15 protein-coding genes and 1 pseudogene are annotated in these 16,004 nt (G+C 47.4%); 8 read left to right on the forward strand and 8 right to left on the reverse strand.

The window, feature by feature from the left end:
• The first annotated feature begins 9 nt into the window (after window positions 1-9).
• From VN24_RS16805 to VN24_RS16820, 4 genes are read left to right on the forward strand one after another with little or no spacing between them, the layout of a single operon-like run.
• Complete coding sequence (locus VN24_RS16805; protein WP_045671334.1) at window positions 10-675, forward strand: RraA family protein; 666 nt, start codon at window positions 10-12, stop codon at window positions 673-675.
• Between the two features lie 46 nt (window positions 676-721).
• Entirely contained in the window at window positions 722-1,642 is a 921-nt protein-coding gene (locus VN24_RS16810; RefSeq protein WP_045671335.1) for an SMP-30/gluconolactonase/LRE family protein, read from the forward strand.
• On the forward strand, window positions 1,626-2,399 hold the full coding sequence (locus VN24_RS16815) for an SDR family NAD(P)-dependent oxidoreductase (RefSeq protein WP_045671336.1): 774 nt from the start codon (window positions 1,626-1,628) through the stop codon (window positions 2,397-2,399). The genes VN24_RS16810 and VN24_RS16815 overlap by 17 nt, the downstream gene beginning before the upstream one ends.
• Before the next feature lie 12 nt (window positions 2,400-2,411).
• Window positions 2,412-3,302: a fumarylacetoacetate hydrolase family protein gene (locus VN24_RS16820; protein WP_045671337.1), complete on the forward strand. Its 891-nt coding sequence runs from the start codon at window positions 2,412-2,414 to the stop codon at window positions 3,300-3,302.
• Between the two features lie 36 nt (window positions 3,303-3,338).
• Here VN24_RS16820 and VN24_RS26440 read toward each other — a convergent pair whose 3' ends face one another.
• On the reverse strand, window positions 3,339-3,599 hold the full coding sequence (locus tag VN24_RS26440; RefSeq protein ID WP_052703009.1) for a hypothetical protein: 261 nt from the start codon (window positions 3,597-3,599) through the stop codon (window positions 3,339-3,341).
• Window positions 3,599-4,003: a hypothetical protein gene (locus VN24_RS27775; RefSeq protein WP_052703010.1), complete on the reverse strand. Its 405-nt coding sequence runs from the start codon at window positions 4,001-4,003 to the stop codon at window positions 3,599-3,601. The genes VN24_RS26440 and VN24_RS27775 overlap by 1 nt, the downstream gene beginning before the upstream one ends.
• Between VN24_RS27775 and VN24_RS26985 the strand changes: the two are divergent.
• A pseudogene (locus tag VN24_RS26985) lies at window positions 3,894-4,148 on the forward strand (LysE family translocator); the annotation flags it as partial. The gene VN24_RS27775 and the pseudogene VN24_RS26985 sit on opposite strands and share 110 nt — an antisense overlap.
• Before the next feature lie 173 nt (window positions 4,149-4,321).
• Here VN24_RS26985 and VN24_RS16835 read toward each other — a convergent pair.
• From VN24_RS16835 to VN24_RS16860, 6 genes are all read right to left on the reverse strand, one after another.
• Window positions 4,322-5,524 carry an MFS transporter gene (locus VN24_RS16835; protein ID WP_082083817.1) on the reverse strand — a complete coding sequence of 401 codons (1,203 nt, stop codon included), beginning with the start codon at window positions 5,522-5,524 and terminating at the stop codon, window positions 4,322-4,324.
• 80 nt (window positions 5,525-5,604) lie between these two features.
• Window positions 5,605-6,597 (reverse strand): aldose 1-epimerase, encoded by a 993-nt coding sequence (locus VN24_RS16840; protein ID WP_045671339.1) that lies wholly within the window; start codon window positions 6,595-6,597, stop codon window positions 5,605-5,607.
• Window positions 6,598-6,691: 94 nt separating this feature from the next.
• Window positions 6,692-7,714 (reverse strand): Gfo/Idh/MocA family protein, encoded by a 1,023-nt coding sequence (locus VN24_RS16845; protein WP_045671340.1) that lies wholly within the window; start codon window positions 7,712-7,714, stop codon window positions 6,692-6,694.
• 75 nt (window positions 7,715-7,789) lie between these two features.
• Entirely contained in the window at window positions 7,790-8,602 is an 813-nt protein-coding gene (locus tag VN24_RS16850; protein WP_045671341.1) for a sugar ABC transporter permease, read from the reverse strand.
• A complete protein-coding gene (locus VN24_RS16855) occupies window positions 8,599-9,909 on the reverse strand; it encodes a carbohydrate ABC transporter permease (RefSeq protein ID WP_045671342.1) in 1,311 nt (436 codons plus the stop codon). The genes VN24_RS16850 and VN24_RS16855 overlap by 4 nt, the downstream gene beginning before the upstream one ends.
• 83 nt (window positions 9,910-9,992) lie before the next feature.
• Window positions 9,993-11,309, reverse strand: coding sequence for a sugar ABC transporter substrate-binding protein (locus VN24_RS16860; RefSeq protein WP_082083819.1), 1,317 nt, complete (start codon window positions 11,307-11,309; stop codon window positions 9,993-9,995).
• Window positions 11,310-11,721: 412 nt separating this feature from the next.
• Here VN24_RS16860 and VN24_RS16865 point away from each other — a divergent pair, with 412 nt between their 5' ends.
• The 3 genes from VN24_RS16865 to VN24_RS16875 all read left to right on the forward strand — a co-directional run bounded on the left by VN24_RS16865 (window position 11,722) and on the right by VN24_RS16875 (window position 15,904).
• Complete coding sequence (locus tag VN24_RS16865; RefSeq protein ID WP_158453681.1) at window positions 11,722-12,570, forward strand: IclR family transcriptional regulator; 849 nt, start codon at window positions 11,722-11,724, stop codon at window positions 12,568-12,570.
• A 65-nt stretch (window positions 12,571-12,635) separates the two neighbouring features.
• Entirely contained in the window at window positions 12,636-14,348 is a 1,713-nt protein-coding gene (locus tag VN24_RS16870) for a cache domain-containing sensor histidine kinase (protein WP_238590937.1), read from the forward strand.
• Window positions 14,345-15,904: a response regulator gene (locus tag VN24_RS16875; RefSeq protein WP_045671345.1), complete on the forward strand. Its 1,560-nt coding sequence runs from the start codon at window positions 14,345-14,347 to the stop codon at window positions 15,902-15,904. The genes VN24_RS16870 and VN24_RS16875 overlap by 4 nt, the downstream gene beginning before the upstream one ends.
• Window positions 15,905-16,004 lie beyond the last annotated feature (100 nt).

Genomic DNA, 16,004 nt, shown 5'->3' on the forward strand with positions numbered 1-16,004 from the left:
GGAAATCCAATGGATTTTTCGAATCAAAGTGAGTTATTGCATTATATGAAGCTGCATCTATACACAGCCGTGATTTGTGATATGTTGGATGATCTTGGGTTCAGAAATCAGGCTATGCGAGCCAATATTCGTCCAATGGATGGAGGTATGGTTATCGTCGGCTTTGCCAAGACGATTCTATCAGCTGATGTCTATTATAAGCATGATCATCCTTACGAATTGGAAATTAAAGCGGTAGACAGCATCCAGCCTCATGAGGTTGTTATAGCCGGAACGAATGAGTCTACCCAAACCGGGTTATGGGGTGAATTGCTTACTACTGCTTCTATCATGCGCGGGGCAAGCGGTGCGGTAATAGACGGTTTCATCCGCGATTCGAATAAAATTATGGAAATGGGCTTTCCTGTTTTTTGTACGGGCTTTAAGCCGGTTGATTCCAAGGGAAGATCAAAAGTTATCGATTATGATTGCCCAGTGAAGGTAGGAGACGTTCTGGTATATCCGGGAGACTTGATCTTTGGGGATCGTGATGGTATTGTCGTTATTCCGAAAGAGCATGCGGACAAAATCGTAGAAATGGCGATGAAGAAAGTTCAATCAGAAAATATGACACGTTCCGAATTGTTGGAAGGAAAATTGCTAAGCGATGTGTACCAAAAATACGGCATACTCTAAAATCTGGGAGTACTGATGTGCAATAACCCACCTTTAGGAGGTATTTATGCCTTATAAAATTGAAATGGTGCTGAATATCGGTTCCACCTTGGGAGAAGGAGCGTATTGGGATTATATTGCGAAACGATTATATTGGGTAGATATTTTACAAAAAAAATTGCATATTTACAACCCTGAAACCGGTTCTAACGAAGAGCATCTGTTCGATCAATTTGTCAGTTCCGTTGTAGTTAGCCGGTATGGAGGCTTGGTATTGACATTAAAAGACGGATTCTATTCCTACAGCCCAAAGACGAGAGAACTTAGGTTAATTGCCGCTCCTGAATCTCAAGAGGCAGACAATCGTTTTAACGATGGGAAATGCGATGCGGCTGGACGATTCTTTGCCGGAACAATGAATTTGAGTGGCAAGCGGGAGGCAGGGAGATTATACCGTTTGAATACTGACGGTTCAATCGACATTGTATTAGAGAAAGTGAGCATATCAAACGGAATCATTTGGAGCTGCGATAATAAGACGATGTATTACACTGATACTATGACTCGCGAAATTTCCGCCTACGAGTATGACTTGTCATCCGGAGAAGTCGGTAAGCGGCAAGTCGTTGTCTCGATTCCGGAAGAGGAAGGATTGCCGGACGGTATGACCATTGATGAGGAAGGGATGCTGTGGGTTGCCTTATGGGGAGGCGGGAAAGTATCAAGATACAATCCGGACACGGGTAATAAAATCACCGAAATCCCTTTTTATTCCAATTATATAACCTCCTGTGCCTTCGGCGGAGCAAATCTGGATGAATTGTACATCACGACAGCTAACGAAAATAATGCCGATAGCCGTACTGCCGGCGGCTTATTCAAGGTAAAACCGGGCGTAAAAGGCGTTCCGGCTCATAAGTGCGGTATCCAAATCCGGGATCGCGGCGTATATAGGGGGAGGGATAAGCTGGATGCGATTGAAAGATAAAGTCGTTCTGATTACCGGCTCAGGGTCGGGTATCGGTCGCAGTGCTGCTTTGCTTTTCGCCAAAGAAGGAGCGTCCGTGATCGTAAACGATCTCGATTCTTCCAAAGGAAACGAAACGTTCGAGGAAATCCGGACATTCGGCGGTCAAAGCAGGTTCATCCAGGCCGACGTCACTCACCAGGAATCCGCCCAAAATCTGATCCGGCAAGCGATCGCGGAATTCGGGCGGGTCGACGTCCTGTTCAACAATGCAGGAATCAGCGGAGTCGGAGCCATCCATGAGGTGGAGCCCGAAGTGTGGGACCGGGTTGTCAGCGTCAACATTCGGGGTGTATTTCTACCTTGCAAATATGTGTTGCCATCCATGATGGAACGGAGGTCGGGTGTGATCATTAACATGTCATCCTGCGTTGCGGAAATCGGATTGGCCAGAAGAGCTTCATACGCGGCGACCAAGGGCGCCGTACTGGCACTGACCAAATCGATGCAGGTTGATTACGCCCCGTATAACATCCGGATCAATGCCCTACTGCCGGGAACGATTATGACACCGTTCGTCGAAGATTATTTGAAATCCTCGTACGATGATCCGGAAGCCGCATTCGAGTCCATCAAAAAGCGTCAGCTCAGTGGCGAACTCGGACGTCCGGAAGACGTTGCCCATGCGGCGCTGTTCTTGGCGTCAGACGAGTCCAGATTTATTATGGGCGCGCCTTTATATATTGACGGCGGAGTTACATTCGGTAAAAATGCCTGAGGAGACGTTACTATGAAATTGTTTGCGTTCGTTCAAAACAAGGAATACAGATTGGGTGTAAAAATCAGCATGGGGGCCCTGGATGTTGTTTCGGCATTTCCGAATGCCAAGGAAGAAGGTATTCCTTGTTCTGTTCACGAGGCGATCGGAGGCGGGCAAGCCGCCTTAACCAAGCTGCAGAAAGCGTTAGACCGGATATCGGACCCGACGCCGCATCTTCTTGACGAATCTGTACTTACATTCGGGCCTTGCGTCACCCATCCGAACAAAATTATTTGCGTCGGTTTGAATTACCGCAGGCATGCTGAGGAGACCAATGCACCGATTCCGGAGTATCCGATCCTGTTTAACAAATTCAACAACACGCTCACCGGTCATGGACAAGACATACCGCTGCCGCGGACATCCGCTAAGGTTGACTATGAAGCGGAACTCGTCATTGTTATGGGCAAAACGGCTAAATACGTGTCCAAAGAAGACGCTTTGGATCATGTGTTCGGCTATTGCAGCGTCAACGACTTGTCTGCGCGCGATTTGCAGATGCGAACGAATCAATGGATGCTTGGCAAATCGTGTGACGGTTTTTGTCCGCTTGGCCCATACTTGGTTACGGCGGACGAGGTGGGAAATCCGAACGGTTTAACGATCAGAAGTCTTGTCAACGGTGAGGTCCGACAGCAGTCCAACACGTCAGATATGATTTTCTCCTGCGACGAAATCGTAAGTTACATTTCGCATCATATGACACTAATGCCGGGTGATATCATCATGACGGGCACACCGGAGGGCGTAGTCCTCGGTTATCCGCTGGAGAAGCAAGTATATTTGAAATCCGGGGATGTTGTTACGATCGAGATTGAGAAACTCGGCACCCTGACCAACCGGATGGTTTCGGAAGAGTAATAACATCTAACACGTCCAAATAAGGCGTGTTTTTTTTCATTTGAAGAAGCGCATAAAGGGGGTACAGTGCTTAACCACAAGCGATTCAGGTAAAACTATATAACTAGTGCGTAAAGACGGAAGCAGCGTTTTTGAGAAGGTCCCCAAATAAATGATGCTCGCATGGCTGTCCAACGCTATTAAAGCGGGAATCGGTTTGTTTTCATAACGAAACTCGCCGTCATAATCGTCTTCAATAATAAAGCCCCGCTTCTCTTTTGCCCATTCTAAAAGCTCCAGTCGCAGATTAAACGGCATCACCATTCCAAACGGGTATTAGTGCGAGGGCGTAATGTATACCATATCAGCTTGACTTGCGTTAAGACGATGAACTTGAATGCCGTCACGAGCAAGTGAAATCGGTACAATCGGAAATCCGTGCTGTTCAAAAATATAGCGTACGTGGTCATAACCGGGATCTTCGACAGCCAATGCATGCTGGCCGCTAAGAACTGTTTCGCATAATAAATTAAGCGAGTGCTGCGTGCCTGAAGTAATGATAATTTGTTCTGCCGAGCAGGCGACGCCTTACTCGCTTTCGCTTTCGTTTCGCTTGCCGTTTTGTATGTATCGCTACTGCCACAGTTTGAAGACCCGGCCCAAGGATCTTTGCTTGTGCAAGGTGCGGTTTTGGGTTTTACACAAATATCCGTCAGCTTCATTGTCAACCTCCTGATTGTGCTGGTGGCGAGCAGGGTTGCTGTGTGGTTCGGGACACGCCCAACGTGGCTGCGGGTGCAGCGTTGGCTCATGGCCAGCGCCTTGACAGGTCTTGCTGCACGTCTTGCTTTGGAACGTCAGAAATGAATATATGCTCTCATCCGGTATATCCGGAAGTTGAATCAGTGTGAACATGACTTCACTTCCGGAACCGTTCGGAATAATGGAATTCAAGATTTCTTGGCGAGACGTGGAAAACTAACGGGTAATTGTATGACCAATCTTGAAGACCACACAAGCGGCATGGCGCTTTTTTTTTGTTATTTGGTCAGGCGCTCCATGGTATAGCTGGTAATCGTAATCAGCAGTCCGATGACGGCTATAATCGCTGCCGCCAAAGGGACGTACTGAAGGCCGATTCCGCTAACGGTTAAACCTCCCAGGAAGGCGCCCCCCGCGTTACTGAGATTTAATGCGGAATGGTTGACGGTGGAAGCCAGGCTCGGCGCATCTTTGGCCATATCCAGGACGCGCATCTGCAAGCCCGGAACGATGGCGAAGGAGAATGTGCCCCACAAAAAGATCGTGACGACGGTCGCCGCTTTCAGATGGTCCGTGAAGTAAAAGACGATCAATATGGCCGTAAGCAGAGCCAGACAGACCATCAAGGACGGCATCAACCGGCGGTCCGCCAGCTTACCGCCGAGCAAATTGCCCAAGGTGACGCCGACGCCGAATAACAAGAGGATGTAAGGAATCTGGTCTTCTCTGAATCCGGTTATGTCCTGCAGGATCGGAGCGATATAGGTAAAAGCGGTAAATACGCCCCCGAACCCGAAAATCGACATGGCAAGCGCCAGCATGACCTGCGGCTTGCGGAAGGCGTGAAATTCCCGTCCAAGGTTCAATTGGCTATCGGAGGAGGATACCGAAGGAACGAGCAGGGCAACGCCGAGAAACGCAACGGTTCCAAAGGCCGCAACGACCCAGAAGGTGGCGCTCCAGCCGAACTGCTGGCCGATGAACGTGCCGAACGGCACGCCCAGGATGTTCGCGATCGTAAGTCCCGCCATCATCATGGCGATGGCAGACGCCCGTTTCTCCGGTTTGACAAGCCCGGTGGCGACCACGGAGCCGATGCCGAAGAAGGTGCCGTGCGCAAACGAGGTTACGATCCGGGCGATCATCAATATGGTGTAATTAGATGATAAGGCCGCAAGGACATTGCCTGCAATGAAAATAACCATTAACGCGCATAATAGCTGCTTCCTCGGCATCCGGTAGGTAAGCACCGTCATAATGGGTCCGCCTGCTGCTACGCCAAGCGCATACCCTGTAATGAGCTGGCCCGCGCTGGATATGGAAACTTGAAGATCGTCGGCGATGTTCGTCAGGAGGCCCATGATGACGAATTCCGTCATTCCGATTGCAAAAGCGCCTAAAGTCAAAGAAAATAATGCCCAACTAGCTGATCTTTCCTTTTTTACTGCATAATGAACAGAACTTGTTATATCTTTTTTCATAACAGTAATGGTTTCTCCTTTATTAATTGGTATATATATTTTTAACGTAACGAACATGCTATAAGTTTTGGGGATGCGATTCAATCTGTCACATATAATCGGCTCGTCTCCTCCCAAATTTCTCCGGGTTCCAGTCCGAGCAGGCCGATCTCATCTTCCGGCAGATCAACATTCGGCGCATTGACGAGGCTGGTCTGCGGCTCCGGGCAGAAGTAGCCGCCCTTCGCGCCGTCGTTCCAAATCATCCATTGTTTGTAACCGGTTCCGACATCATATATAAGCTTGACACCTGTTCGGGTATCGATGAGCTCCATTCGATTTCGCCCTTCTTGCGGTTCTGCTGTATAATGATTGTCCATCGGCTCGAAGAATGGAGACTGCTTGCCGTCCCGCATCTTCTCTTCACTTACGGAAAGCGGAAGCAGACTTAGGGTTGGAAGCATTCGCTCATTCATCTCCCAACGCTTGCCAACCGTCAGTTTGAAACGGTGATCATTCGGTGCGCTGCCCGGAACGAAGGGGGTATTGACCGCAGTGTGGAATGCAAGCAGACATGGCATCCTCTCGGCTCCATTGTTGCGAACAGTTACACGCTGCAACAACCCGTATTCACTTAACGAATAATGCAGCTTGATTGTGAAGGAATGAGGGAAGTAACGGTAAATCGGATGCAGCGGGTCGACCATCAGCTTGAGTGAGACCCGGCTCTCCTCATCGTCTGCCCCAAACTGCTCAACAGACCATGGAATGTTGTGCACAAATCCGTGAAGGTGATTGCTCTTATCCGGTTCGTTTACCGGAAATCGATAGGTTTGGCCGTTCCATGGGAACTTGCCGTCCTCGTAGCGGTTCGGCGGGAACAGCACCGGTATGCCGTGAACGATCGGACGCGCCTTAAATGTCTCCATTTCTTCCTGCTTCGGCTCTCTCAAGAACTTGTAGCCGTTCTCCGCATCGCGAAAAGCGATCAGATTCGCCCCGATATTCGGCAGCACTGCCGCTTCATAACGATGCGCACACAGCCAAATCGCCTGTTCTCCGTAATAGTCGCCCGAATGAGCCTTGTTCACCATTGTCTCTATCTCTCTCCTTATATCTAAAACTTCCTCATCTAGTTCAATTGACTTTATCGCAGTAAAAGCCAGGTACGCTGTACGTTCTGACTAATCAAGTCATGCGCACAATTTTTCCGCTTGTCTGGGATTCGAATGCCGCCAGAACGACTTTAAGCGAACGAAGACCTTCTTCCCCTGGTATGGGCGGCGGAGTTTGCGTCAGGATGCTGTCGATAAAGGCGTCAATAATCCCGCTCGATTGCTGTCCGGCATTGGTCGCGATATCGTCCGCTCTATATCGTTCGACCGTTCCGTCCCTCATTTCAAGAATAATCTGGTCTTCAGGATGTGTTCCGACTTTCATCACGCCGTTTTCGCAATAGAGTACCGTGCTGTTATCAGCTTCTCCGTAATAGGTCCAACTGGCAGCAAGCGAACCCATGGCCCCCCCTTTCATTCGCAGGATGCAAATGGCATTGTCGTCTAAATCCGTGCCTCCCTTATGAATGGTTCCAACAAATGAGGCAACCTCCGATACCTCGTCATTCAGCAGCCAGCGTATCAAATCCGCCTTATGAACGCCCAAGTCAGCCGTAACGCCCATAATCGCTTTGTCCTTGCTATAAAACCAAGTTCCGTTCCCTTCCACGCTCCAGTTTTCAGGTCCGGAATACCCGAAGGAAGTACGAAACGTCAACACTTTCCCTAAACGGCCGGAATCTACTAGTTCTTTTGCCCTTACATGCTCGGGCATCATTCTTTGGTTCTGAGCCACCATAAGATAAACACCCTTCGCGCGTGCCGCATCAATCATCGCCAACGCCTCCGCTTCTGTTGAAGCGATCGGTTTCTCAACCAGAACGTGTGCCCCAGCTTCAGCCACTGCTATCGCTGTCCTTGCATGCAACGAATTTGGCGTGCACACGCTTACGGCATCTGGGTGCTCCTGTTTCAGCATCGTTTCGTAATCCGAGTATGCCCGTCCTTTGTAAGTTTCTGCATATTGTTTCGCACGCTCGATATTAGGATCGCAAAACGCCACGATTTCAACATTTGGATTCGCAGCATATTCTGGAATATGGCGAAGTCTGGAAATCGCACCGCATCCGATAACCGCAACTTTGAGTTTGTTCATTTGAATTGGCTCCTTTGATTTTTTTGTAATCAGGTTTATATTCCAGATTCATTTAACGGCACAACGGGGGGGGGGTCACCCTTTGTTGGCACCGGAAGTCAGGCCGGCGACCAGGAAACGCTGCAGAGACATGAACAAAACTACGATGGGGATAGAAACCAGTACGGCACCTGCCGCAAATGTTGTAAATTCCGTCGATTGCCTGCTGTTCACCATGTTCCACAGCCCGACTGCAAGCGTCCGTTTCTCTTCCGTACGTATGATCAACTGTGCAAAAATGAAGTCGGAGAACGTTTCAATAAAGATCATAAGGCTGACAAAAGTCAGCAACGGCCTTGTCAAGGGAAGCATGATGCGGACGAAAACGGTCCATTGACCGGCTCCGTCAATTCTTGCTGCTTCTTCCAAACTTTTCGGAAGCGTATCAAAGTAGCCTTTAGCAAAAAAATTATGGGTCAGTACGGCACTTGAACTATAAACAAGAATCAGCGCCCAATGATTATCGAGCAAATTGATTTGCAAAAGTAAAATGTATACCGCGATCATGGCCATGAATCCGGGAAACATGTGAAGCACAAGAAGCATGTTCATCGTTATTTTTCTTCCCGCAAACCGGTGCCGGGATATAGTGTATGATGTCAGCAGCACGAATAACGTTCCGATCAGCATCGAGATCACGGCGATTTTCAGCGAATTCATGAACCACAACGAATAATCGGTATTAAGGAATAAGTTCCGGTAATGCTCCAGTGTGAACGTTTCCGGAATCAACGTTTCGCTGAACAAACTGTTCCCTGTTTTCAAGGAAGACAGGACGATCCATAAAGCAGGATAAATGCCAATGATCGACAAGATGACCAGCGCGGTATAGCTAATGAAGGCTTTCATCCAATCATATCCTCCTCATTATAAGAGCGGGTGCGCCGATAATAGAAAATGGACAGGGAAGCGATAATGACAAAAATGATGATGCCAATAACGGATGCCAAATTGTATTGCTGATTGCTCAGAGTCAATTTATAGAGCCAGGTTACAAGTAAATCCGTGTCCCCGGCATACTGGTAATTCGGATTTACGGGTCCGCCATTAGTCAGCAGGTAGATCATGTTGAAGTTGTTGATGTTGTTCGCAAACTGCATGATGATGATGGGAGTCGTTGAAAAAAGCACAAGCGGCAGTGTGATGTGCCGAAACTTCTGTCTTGGTCGAGCCCCATCTATCTCGGCTGCTTCATACAAGTCTCTTGGAATAGTGACCAAAATGCCTGATATCAAAATCATGGAAACCGGTATGCCAATCCACAAATTAACCAGTAAAACCGTAACTTTAGCCCAGAATGGGTCGGTAAGCCAAGGCAAGCCATTCATGCCCAGCATCTTCAAATATTCGTTAATCGGACCAAACTTGTTGTTAAACAGGTTTCGCATCATAAGCAAGGAGACAAGAGTTGGGATGGCAATCGGCACAATGAGGATGGCGCGCCACATTTTTTTAAATCGGACGAATGGTTGATGAATCAGCATGGCCACAAACATACCGCCAAAATAACAGGAAAATGTTGCGATTACAGCCCAGACAATCGTCCAAATCAAGACGCCGACAAAAGTCGAACTCCACGATTTAAGTTGGACCAGATTGAAGAAGTTGTCGAAGCCGACCCAATTGATCAAATTACCCGGCGGCAGAATCGGATCCGCATAGTTTGTAAATGCCAGCAGCGTGCTAAAAATAATCGGAAGAACGGTCAAGAATAAAATCGATATAAATGGAAAAAGAAGCGTGATAAAGGGAAAATATTTATCCCTGAATGAACCGATCATGTGGAGGGGGGGAGCGATTGTTTCTTTCTCTTCCAACCTTCGGCCGTTGATATATGCATCCCGTACATTTAATACGTAGACGCTTATGATAAGCAGCAAAGCAAAAAATGCGATCAGCCCTTGAACCATGAGGAAGATCGAGTGGTCGCCCTGTATTGTCACATAAAGTCCATTGACTTTTTGCCGGTGTGTCGGCGTAACGCCCAACGTAACCAGGCCTTTAAGCGTTGCGAAAATATTGGAAGAGCATCCAATGAGGACAGCCGCCCACGTGACTGCGAGCGGCAAGCCTTTGAACCACTGTCGATTGTACAATTGCCCAAAACCCATAAAAAGAATTGATAGCACAGTCGCCCGTAATGAATGTCTGTTCATTCGATTTTCACACCCTTTGCATGAAAGTGAGCGGGCTCACATAGGATACAGCTCGTATGAAGCCCGCCGATTTTATGAAGGAGTTACTTTTTCAATTGCAATTTTTGCTTAATTGTTTCTACCGCAGTATCAAGCGTCGTTTTAGGATCGGCATCATTATTCCAGATGGAGACAAGCGCCCCATCCGTTGGCTCCCATACATAATCAAACTCTGGAATAGAAGGCATCGGATTGGAGTGAGTGAATTGCTGATAAAATCCACTGATGTAAGGATCTTGCTGAATGATCGGATCTTCTGCGGCTTCCGAATTGGCGGGTATGATACCGGTCATTTTATAATCCAGCAGTTGATTCTCTTTGCTGGTAGCAAAATGAGCAAATAAGCGCGCGGCATTCGGGTATTTGGAGTAAGCATTTACACAGTACGATTTCACACCCGAGAACGAGATGGATTGTTCGCCTGAGGGGAATTTCGGAAGGGAAACGACACCGAAATTGACTTTGTCGCGAAAACTGGAAATAGCCCATGGCCCATCGATGTTGAAGGCCAATTTCCCTTGCTGGAACAACTGGCTTTTAACGTCTCCCGTTATGTCGCCGCTGTTCAGCGGAAGTGCGCTTTTCAATTTTTTGAAATAGGTAAGCCCTTTGATGGCGCCGTCGTTGTTCAAACCAATATCAGAAGTATCGGTATCCTCTTTGCCGAAAATGTAGCCTCCCAGGCTGGAATAAAAAATATAGGAGTAATAGAAACTTCCGAGATCCCACATGATCGTGTATTTGTTGTTAGTCGGATCATTAAACGTTTTGGAAAATTCGATAATATCTTCCCATGTTGTTGGCGGACTTGGCACCAGGTCCTTGTTGTACAGCAATGCGTACGTTTCCACCGCTTTCGGGTAGCCGTATAACACCCCCTCGAATGTTGAAGCGGTAACGGCAGATTCTGTTGAAGAGGTACGTGTTTCCTCCTCAAAATAATCGTTGGGAAGAATCAGGCCTGCTTTTGCATTCAACCCGATATGGTCATGGGGCAGCGTGAGGATATCCGCCGCCAATCCGGCCGGACCATCCGTTGCAAGCCGATCGCTTTGCTCTTTATCGGCGCCTACTTCTTTGACGGTTACTGGGACGCCATACTGTTCCTCGAATTTTTTGCCAACCTCTTTGACAAACTCTAGCTGATCTTTGGTCTCCCACACAACCAGCTTTGCGCCTTCCTCAGTCTTCAACTCTTTTTTCATTTCTGTATTTGCCGAAGACGGTTGAGCATTTGTTTCCGTGCTCGAGGTTCCGTTGCCGCTCGAATTACCGTTGCCGTTGCTGCAAGCGTTCAATATCAAAACGAAAGTAAGCATTGCGGAGAATACCGGCAGCATCGTACGTTTCCATTTCATCATCTGTTTTCACCTTCCCCTTCCTTTAGCCCGTACCTGATTCATTCATTACCAGTAAAGTGGATCAGCCGCTCATTTGAATTTCGTACAATCGTTTCCTTGAAATTAAAAATGGATTTAATAGTAATATTTTTATGTTAAATCCATGTCGATTTTGAAATAATCAAGATTATTTTCGACAGGGATGAATATTCATGAATACGCTGTGAGACTGTGTATTAATCATACGGCATTTATCGAATTAGCCGTGACGACAGATATTTAGACATTTTTTATCTTTTATTTACTTCACTTTCTGTATGGATAAAAATTTTGACTTCTAATGGCATATATTATGACGAAAAACCGGTATTCAATGTCGAAGATAGAAGCATTCGCAAACTGCTTGTCAACGAAATGTAAGGAATACTTCCAAATGATGCTATTGACTGTTTTGATGACAGAAGGATATTCTATGTATAGAAAATTTAATTATGGAGGGAAAACTCATATGGCTGATGTTTCCCCATCGGTTGTGAAATCCGCCGATCGTGTTCTTGATATCTTTGAACTGCTGGCTCAGGAGAAGTCGCCTATGAGTTTAATGGATGTGGCGCGCAAACTCGACGTGCCTACAAGCAGCTTATATAAGCTGCTTCAGAATCTGCTCAGAAGGGGATACGTCACTACCAGCGCAAACGAGAAGCTATTCAGTCTTGGTCCCAAATTGTTTGAAACATGCTCTGCCTATTCGCACAATATTAGTTTGACAGAAGAATTCCAGCGTATCTCGGAAGGTATCGCTGCAGAAATCAACGAGTCCGTCTATTTGTCCATTCTGGATGGGAAGCAAGTATTGTATATTGCAGAGAAACAAAGCGCGCATCCGATTCGCTTCGTTTCCCATATGGGGATGCGTTTGCCTGCCCACTCAACGGCGATGGGCAAGGTGCAGTTGAGCACAATGTCGGATTCTGAACTGAAGAATTTGTATAGCGATCACGAACTTGGGGCTTTGACCAGCCGGACCATAACGAAGATGGATGAACTATTACGAGAGGTGAATGTCATACGGAATGATGGCGTCGGCTTCAGTTATGGGGAAGCAGTGGATGGGGTTCAATGCGCGGCAGCACCGATTTTTAATGCGGAAGGACGTAGTATTGCCGCAATCAGCGTGTCCATACCGACAGTGAGGGTAACCCCGACATTGTGGGAACAAACGGTCGATGCGGTTAAGCGGGCTGCCCGTGCGATGAGTATCAAGATGCAGTATTTTTCATGAAGCCGGCGCTTTTTCGCAGGTCGTACTGGAAATTGGTATCCTTCATTGTGTTGTCCGTCGTGTTAATGGTACCACTTGTCTTTCAAAGTATCTGGATCAGCGTCGTTTCGAGCAGGACCATTGATCGCCTGTACGAGAATTCCGTATCCCGGCAGATTGAATCACTGGAGACCGTTCTCAACTTATACATGAACCAGTTGGAGGACTTTAGCCGCTCCATGTCGGCGGATGACGAGTTGTCCAGACTACTGAAGGATCAGAACCGAACGAATGGCGAAATGGTCGTTGCGATTAATGTTTTGTCTGAAAAATATCATCTGCGGATTCCCCTTAATGTACACATATTGGCGGCAGAAGGAAAGGTCTACAGCAATTTTCCGCTCAATAATAGAGAAGAGAATCGATTAATGGAAACCGTGAAGAATTTCCCCTGGATGGAAAGCAACCTACAGATCGATCATATGGTTTTCTATCAGGATTTCGCTCTTGATTACCACGAGCCGCCGACGGAAGGAAAGCAGCTGTATGTCAGCAAGAACATCGTCAGCGATGGCCGCTACTTGGGATTGCTTGTATTGCAGATGAATCATTCGCTCATTGAACGATTGCTGCTGAGAGCGAAGGCAACGAAAGAAACGACTGTTTTTCTCATGAATGACAAGGGACGGCTTCTTGTCGCCAGCGATTTGAACGAAACTCAATTATCACAGGCCTCTATCAATTCACAAGCCCTTATTCGGGATAAAAAGGCTACCAATGGAGCGCAGCGAGTGAGATGGAAAGGAGAGAACTACGAATTTTTCTATCAAGTGCTGCCGGAGCTGTCATGGACGTTCGTTGAACTGACGCCAAGCCACGTTCTTTATAGCGATACAAACATTATCAAGCGTATCACGGTGATCACGCTCTTCTATTCGTTGCTTATAGCAACCGTGTTTTTCTTCCTTCTGACCCGAAAAATTACCGTGCCGCTGCAGCGGTTTTCCATGCTGGTGCGGCATATGCAGACCGGTCATCTTACCAGACGAATTAAGTACAAAGGATTGTATGAAGTGGAAGTGTTGGCGACAGGCATCAACGCGATGCTTGATCGTATCCAAACTCAAATCGAAACGATACGGGAAGAAGAGAATAACAGACGCAAGTTGGAGGTGGATCGCCTCCAAGCGCAAATCAGTCCTCATTTCGTGCAAAATTCGCTCATCTCGCTGCGATGGCTTGCTGAGGAGCAGAATGATCGGCCGCTTGTCGAAGCGCTCATTTCCCTCACGCAAATACTGGAATACTCCTTTCGGCAGCCGGATATCATTCTGGGGCCGCTACAGGATGAGCTGAATTATATACGCCACTACGTTCAGTTCCAGGAAGCGATTATATGTAAACCGATTCAACTGATTTTACAAATCGAAGAAGCATGCAGACATATCCCAATTCCGAAAATGACGCTGCAACCCCTTGTTGAAAATGCGATTTTTCACGGTTTCAAAGGCTGGGACAAAAGGGAATCCGTGTTGACGATCACCGCCGAACGGTCCGAAAGAGGCTTGCGGCTGGTGATTTCCGACAATGGTAGAGGGATGACTGCTGATGAAACGGATGCTCTGAGAAGAGAGATAGCGCAGACAGTCGGGAAGCGCATCGGACTTGCCAATGTGGTGCAGCGGTTGAAATTAAATATGGGATTGGAATTCCGCTTCAATTTGGTGTCCGAGGCAGATGTCGGAACTGCGTTTGAATTTGACATCCCCATTCAAGTCGGTGAGGAGGCAGACTTATGATTATTATGGTGGTAGAAGATGATCCGTTGATTCGCAGAGGAATTAAGTTAAAACTGCCCTATGAACATATTCCTATCACGTCTGTAATGGAAGCCAACGACGGATTAGACGCGTTGAAGAAATTCGAGCATCAGCCGCCGGATATCGTTTTGGTCGATTACATGATGCCGCGCATGAACGGATTGGAATTTGTGAAGCGCGCCAAAGCGTTAAGTCAGGAAACTGAATTTGTGCTGTTAACCTGCATGCAGGATTACGAAATGGCCAAAGAAGCCATTTCGTTGGGAGTAAGCAGCTTGTTGAACAAATCAACCGTCGATATGGACTTTCTGACCGGGGTCATCGTCAAGCTTGCAAAGAAACAAGAGCAGCAAAAACGACAGGATGCCCAATTTACCCAAATGAGCGCTCTGAAGCTTCGACAAGAAGAGGAACTTCTTCGACAATTGCTTGACGGCCATCTAAGTTTAGAGGATCATGAGCGATTGAAATTGGAGAAGAGGACTTTTTTTGGCCGTTCTCCATATGCTGCCTGGGTATTAGCTTTGGAAAACGAGGTGGCTGCTGAGCAGCCGCTTACGCGGGCTTACGGTTATCGGATCGGCAATGACCTTAACAATCTCGTGAAGAAGTTATATCCGCACTCCTTGATTGGTTGGGTTGCGGAGGAGTCAAAGCTCAGATGGAGATTGCTGCTTTCCGCTCCCATTCCAAATCCTCTTGATATCGTGAGGGCGGCGATGAGAGAGCTTAATCTTCGAATTTTTGTTTCGTGCAGCGAGACATTTCCATCCCCGCTGCAATGGACAAGCTATAACAACGCGGCCGAACAAAATATGCTTGTGAAATGGTACGGAGGAGACCATCCGCAGGTCTTCACCTCCTCTTCGCTGACCGTTCATTTGCCAAATGAATTGGCGGAACAATTCCGTACCATGAAACAAAACATCCAAAAGCTGCGCTTCGCCGCAGTTCTCGATTCATGGCCGGATTTTACGGCCTATTTCCGAACGTGCACTACTTTGCCTTACCCCCATGCAGTGTGTAAGGGTCTTGAGGAACTGATCATCTTCCTCTATCATGCCATCGAACCGTTTACCGGCCATTCGCACGTGATGAGAAAGGCGGAGCAGGATGCGCAGACGCGCATCAATCAGGCCGGTTCACTGCAAGAAGCGCTCACCGCCGCCTACAAGGAAATTCAGTGGGTCAACGATAACATTTTTCTGCATCAACAGGCCAAACAGAAGAAATATTTAATTGAATCGATCAGGCAATATTTGCTTGATCATCCGTTCGATACAGTTACTCTGCACGATGTGGCCGAACGCTATCACCTGAATGCTTCCTACTTAAGCCGGGTATTTAAAGAGGAGGCAGGGGAAACATTCAGCGGTTATATTCAACAGGTAAAGATTGAACTTGCCGAGAATATGCTCAAGAACGGTCAACGTGTGTCTAAGGTAGCCGAAACATTAGGATATTTGAACATCAGTTCGTTTACGAGAATGTATAAAAAGGTAAAGGGAATGCCCCCATCCTCCTTGCGTACATGAAGGACTGCGTTCGTGGTATTTCTACTCTTCACTCACAGGTCCTTTCACTACACGACATGATTCTGAACAAGCGATCGCTGGGCATTGAAGCAAGGGAGAA

It is taken from the genome of Paenibacillus beijingensis (assembly GCF_000961095.1).
Classification (GTDB): domain Bacteria; phylum Bacillota; class Bacilli; order Paenibacillales; family Paenibacillaceae; genus Paenibacillus_O; species Paenibacillus_O beijingensis.

Coding starts and splice junctions, on each gene's coding strand:
- VN24_RS16805 (WP_045671334.1), top strand. CDS start 10: ATGGATTTTTCGAATCAAAGTGAGTTATTGCATTATATGAAGCTGCAT.
- VN24_RS16810 (WP_045671335.1), top strand. CDS start 722: ATGCCTTATAAAATTGAAATGGTGCTGAATATCGGTTCCACCTTGGGA.
- VN24_RS16815 (WP_045671336.1), top strand. CDS start 1,626: ATGCGATTGAAAGATAAAGTCGTTCTGATTACCGGCTCAGGGTCGGGT.
- VN24_RS16820 (WP_045671337.1), top strand. CDS start 2,412: ATGAAATTGTTTGCGTTCGTTCAAAACAAGGAATACAGATTGGGTGTA.
- VN24_RS26440 (WP_052703009.1), bottom strand. CDS start 3,599: ATGCCGTTTAATCTGCGACTGGAGCTTTTAGAATGGGCAAAAGAGAAG.
- VN24_RS27775 (WP_052703010.1), bottom strand. CDS start 4,003: ATGAAGCTGACGGATATTTGTGTAAAACCCAAAACCGCACCTTGCACA.
- VN24_RS16835 (WP_082083817.1), bottom strand. CDS start 5,524: ATGAAAAAAGATATAACAAGTTCTGTTCATTATGCAGTAAAAAAGGAA.
- VN24_RS16840 (WP_045671339.1), bottom strand. CDS start 6,597: ATGGTGAACAAGGCTCATTCGGGCGACTATTACGGAGAACAGGCGATT.
- VN24_RS16845 (WP_045671340.1), bottom strand. CDS start 7,714: ATGAACAAACTCAAAGTTGCGGTTATCGGATGCGGTGCGATTTCCAGA.
- VN24_RS16850 (WP_045671341.1), bottom strand. CDS start 8,602: ATGAAAGCCTTCATTAGCTATACCGCGCTGGTCATCTTGTCGATCATT.
- VN24_RS16855 (WP_045671342.1), bottom strand. CDS start 9,909: ATGAACAGACATTCATTACGGGCGACTGTGCTATCAATTCTTTTTATG.
- VN24_RS16860 (WP_082083819.1), bottom strand. CDS start 11,309: ATGATGAAATGGAAACGTACGATGCTGCCGGTATTCTCCGCAATGCTT.
- VN24_RS16865 (WP_158453681.1), top strand. CDS start 11,722: ATGATGCTATTGACTGTTTTGATGACAGAAGGATATTCTATGTATAGA.
- VN24_RS16870 (WP_238590937.1), top strand. CDS start 12,636: ATGGTACCACTTGTCTTTCAAAGTATCTGGATCAGCGTCGTTTCGAGC.
- VN24_RS16875 (WP_045671345.1), top strand. CDS start 14,345: ATGATTATTATGGTGGTAGAAGATGATCCGTTGATTCGCAGAGGAATT.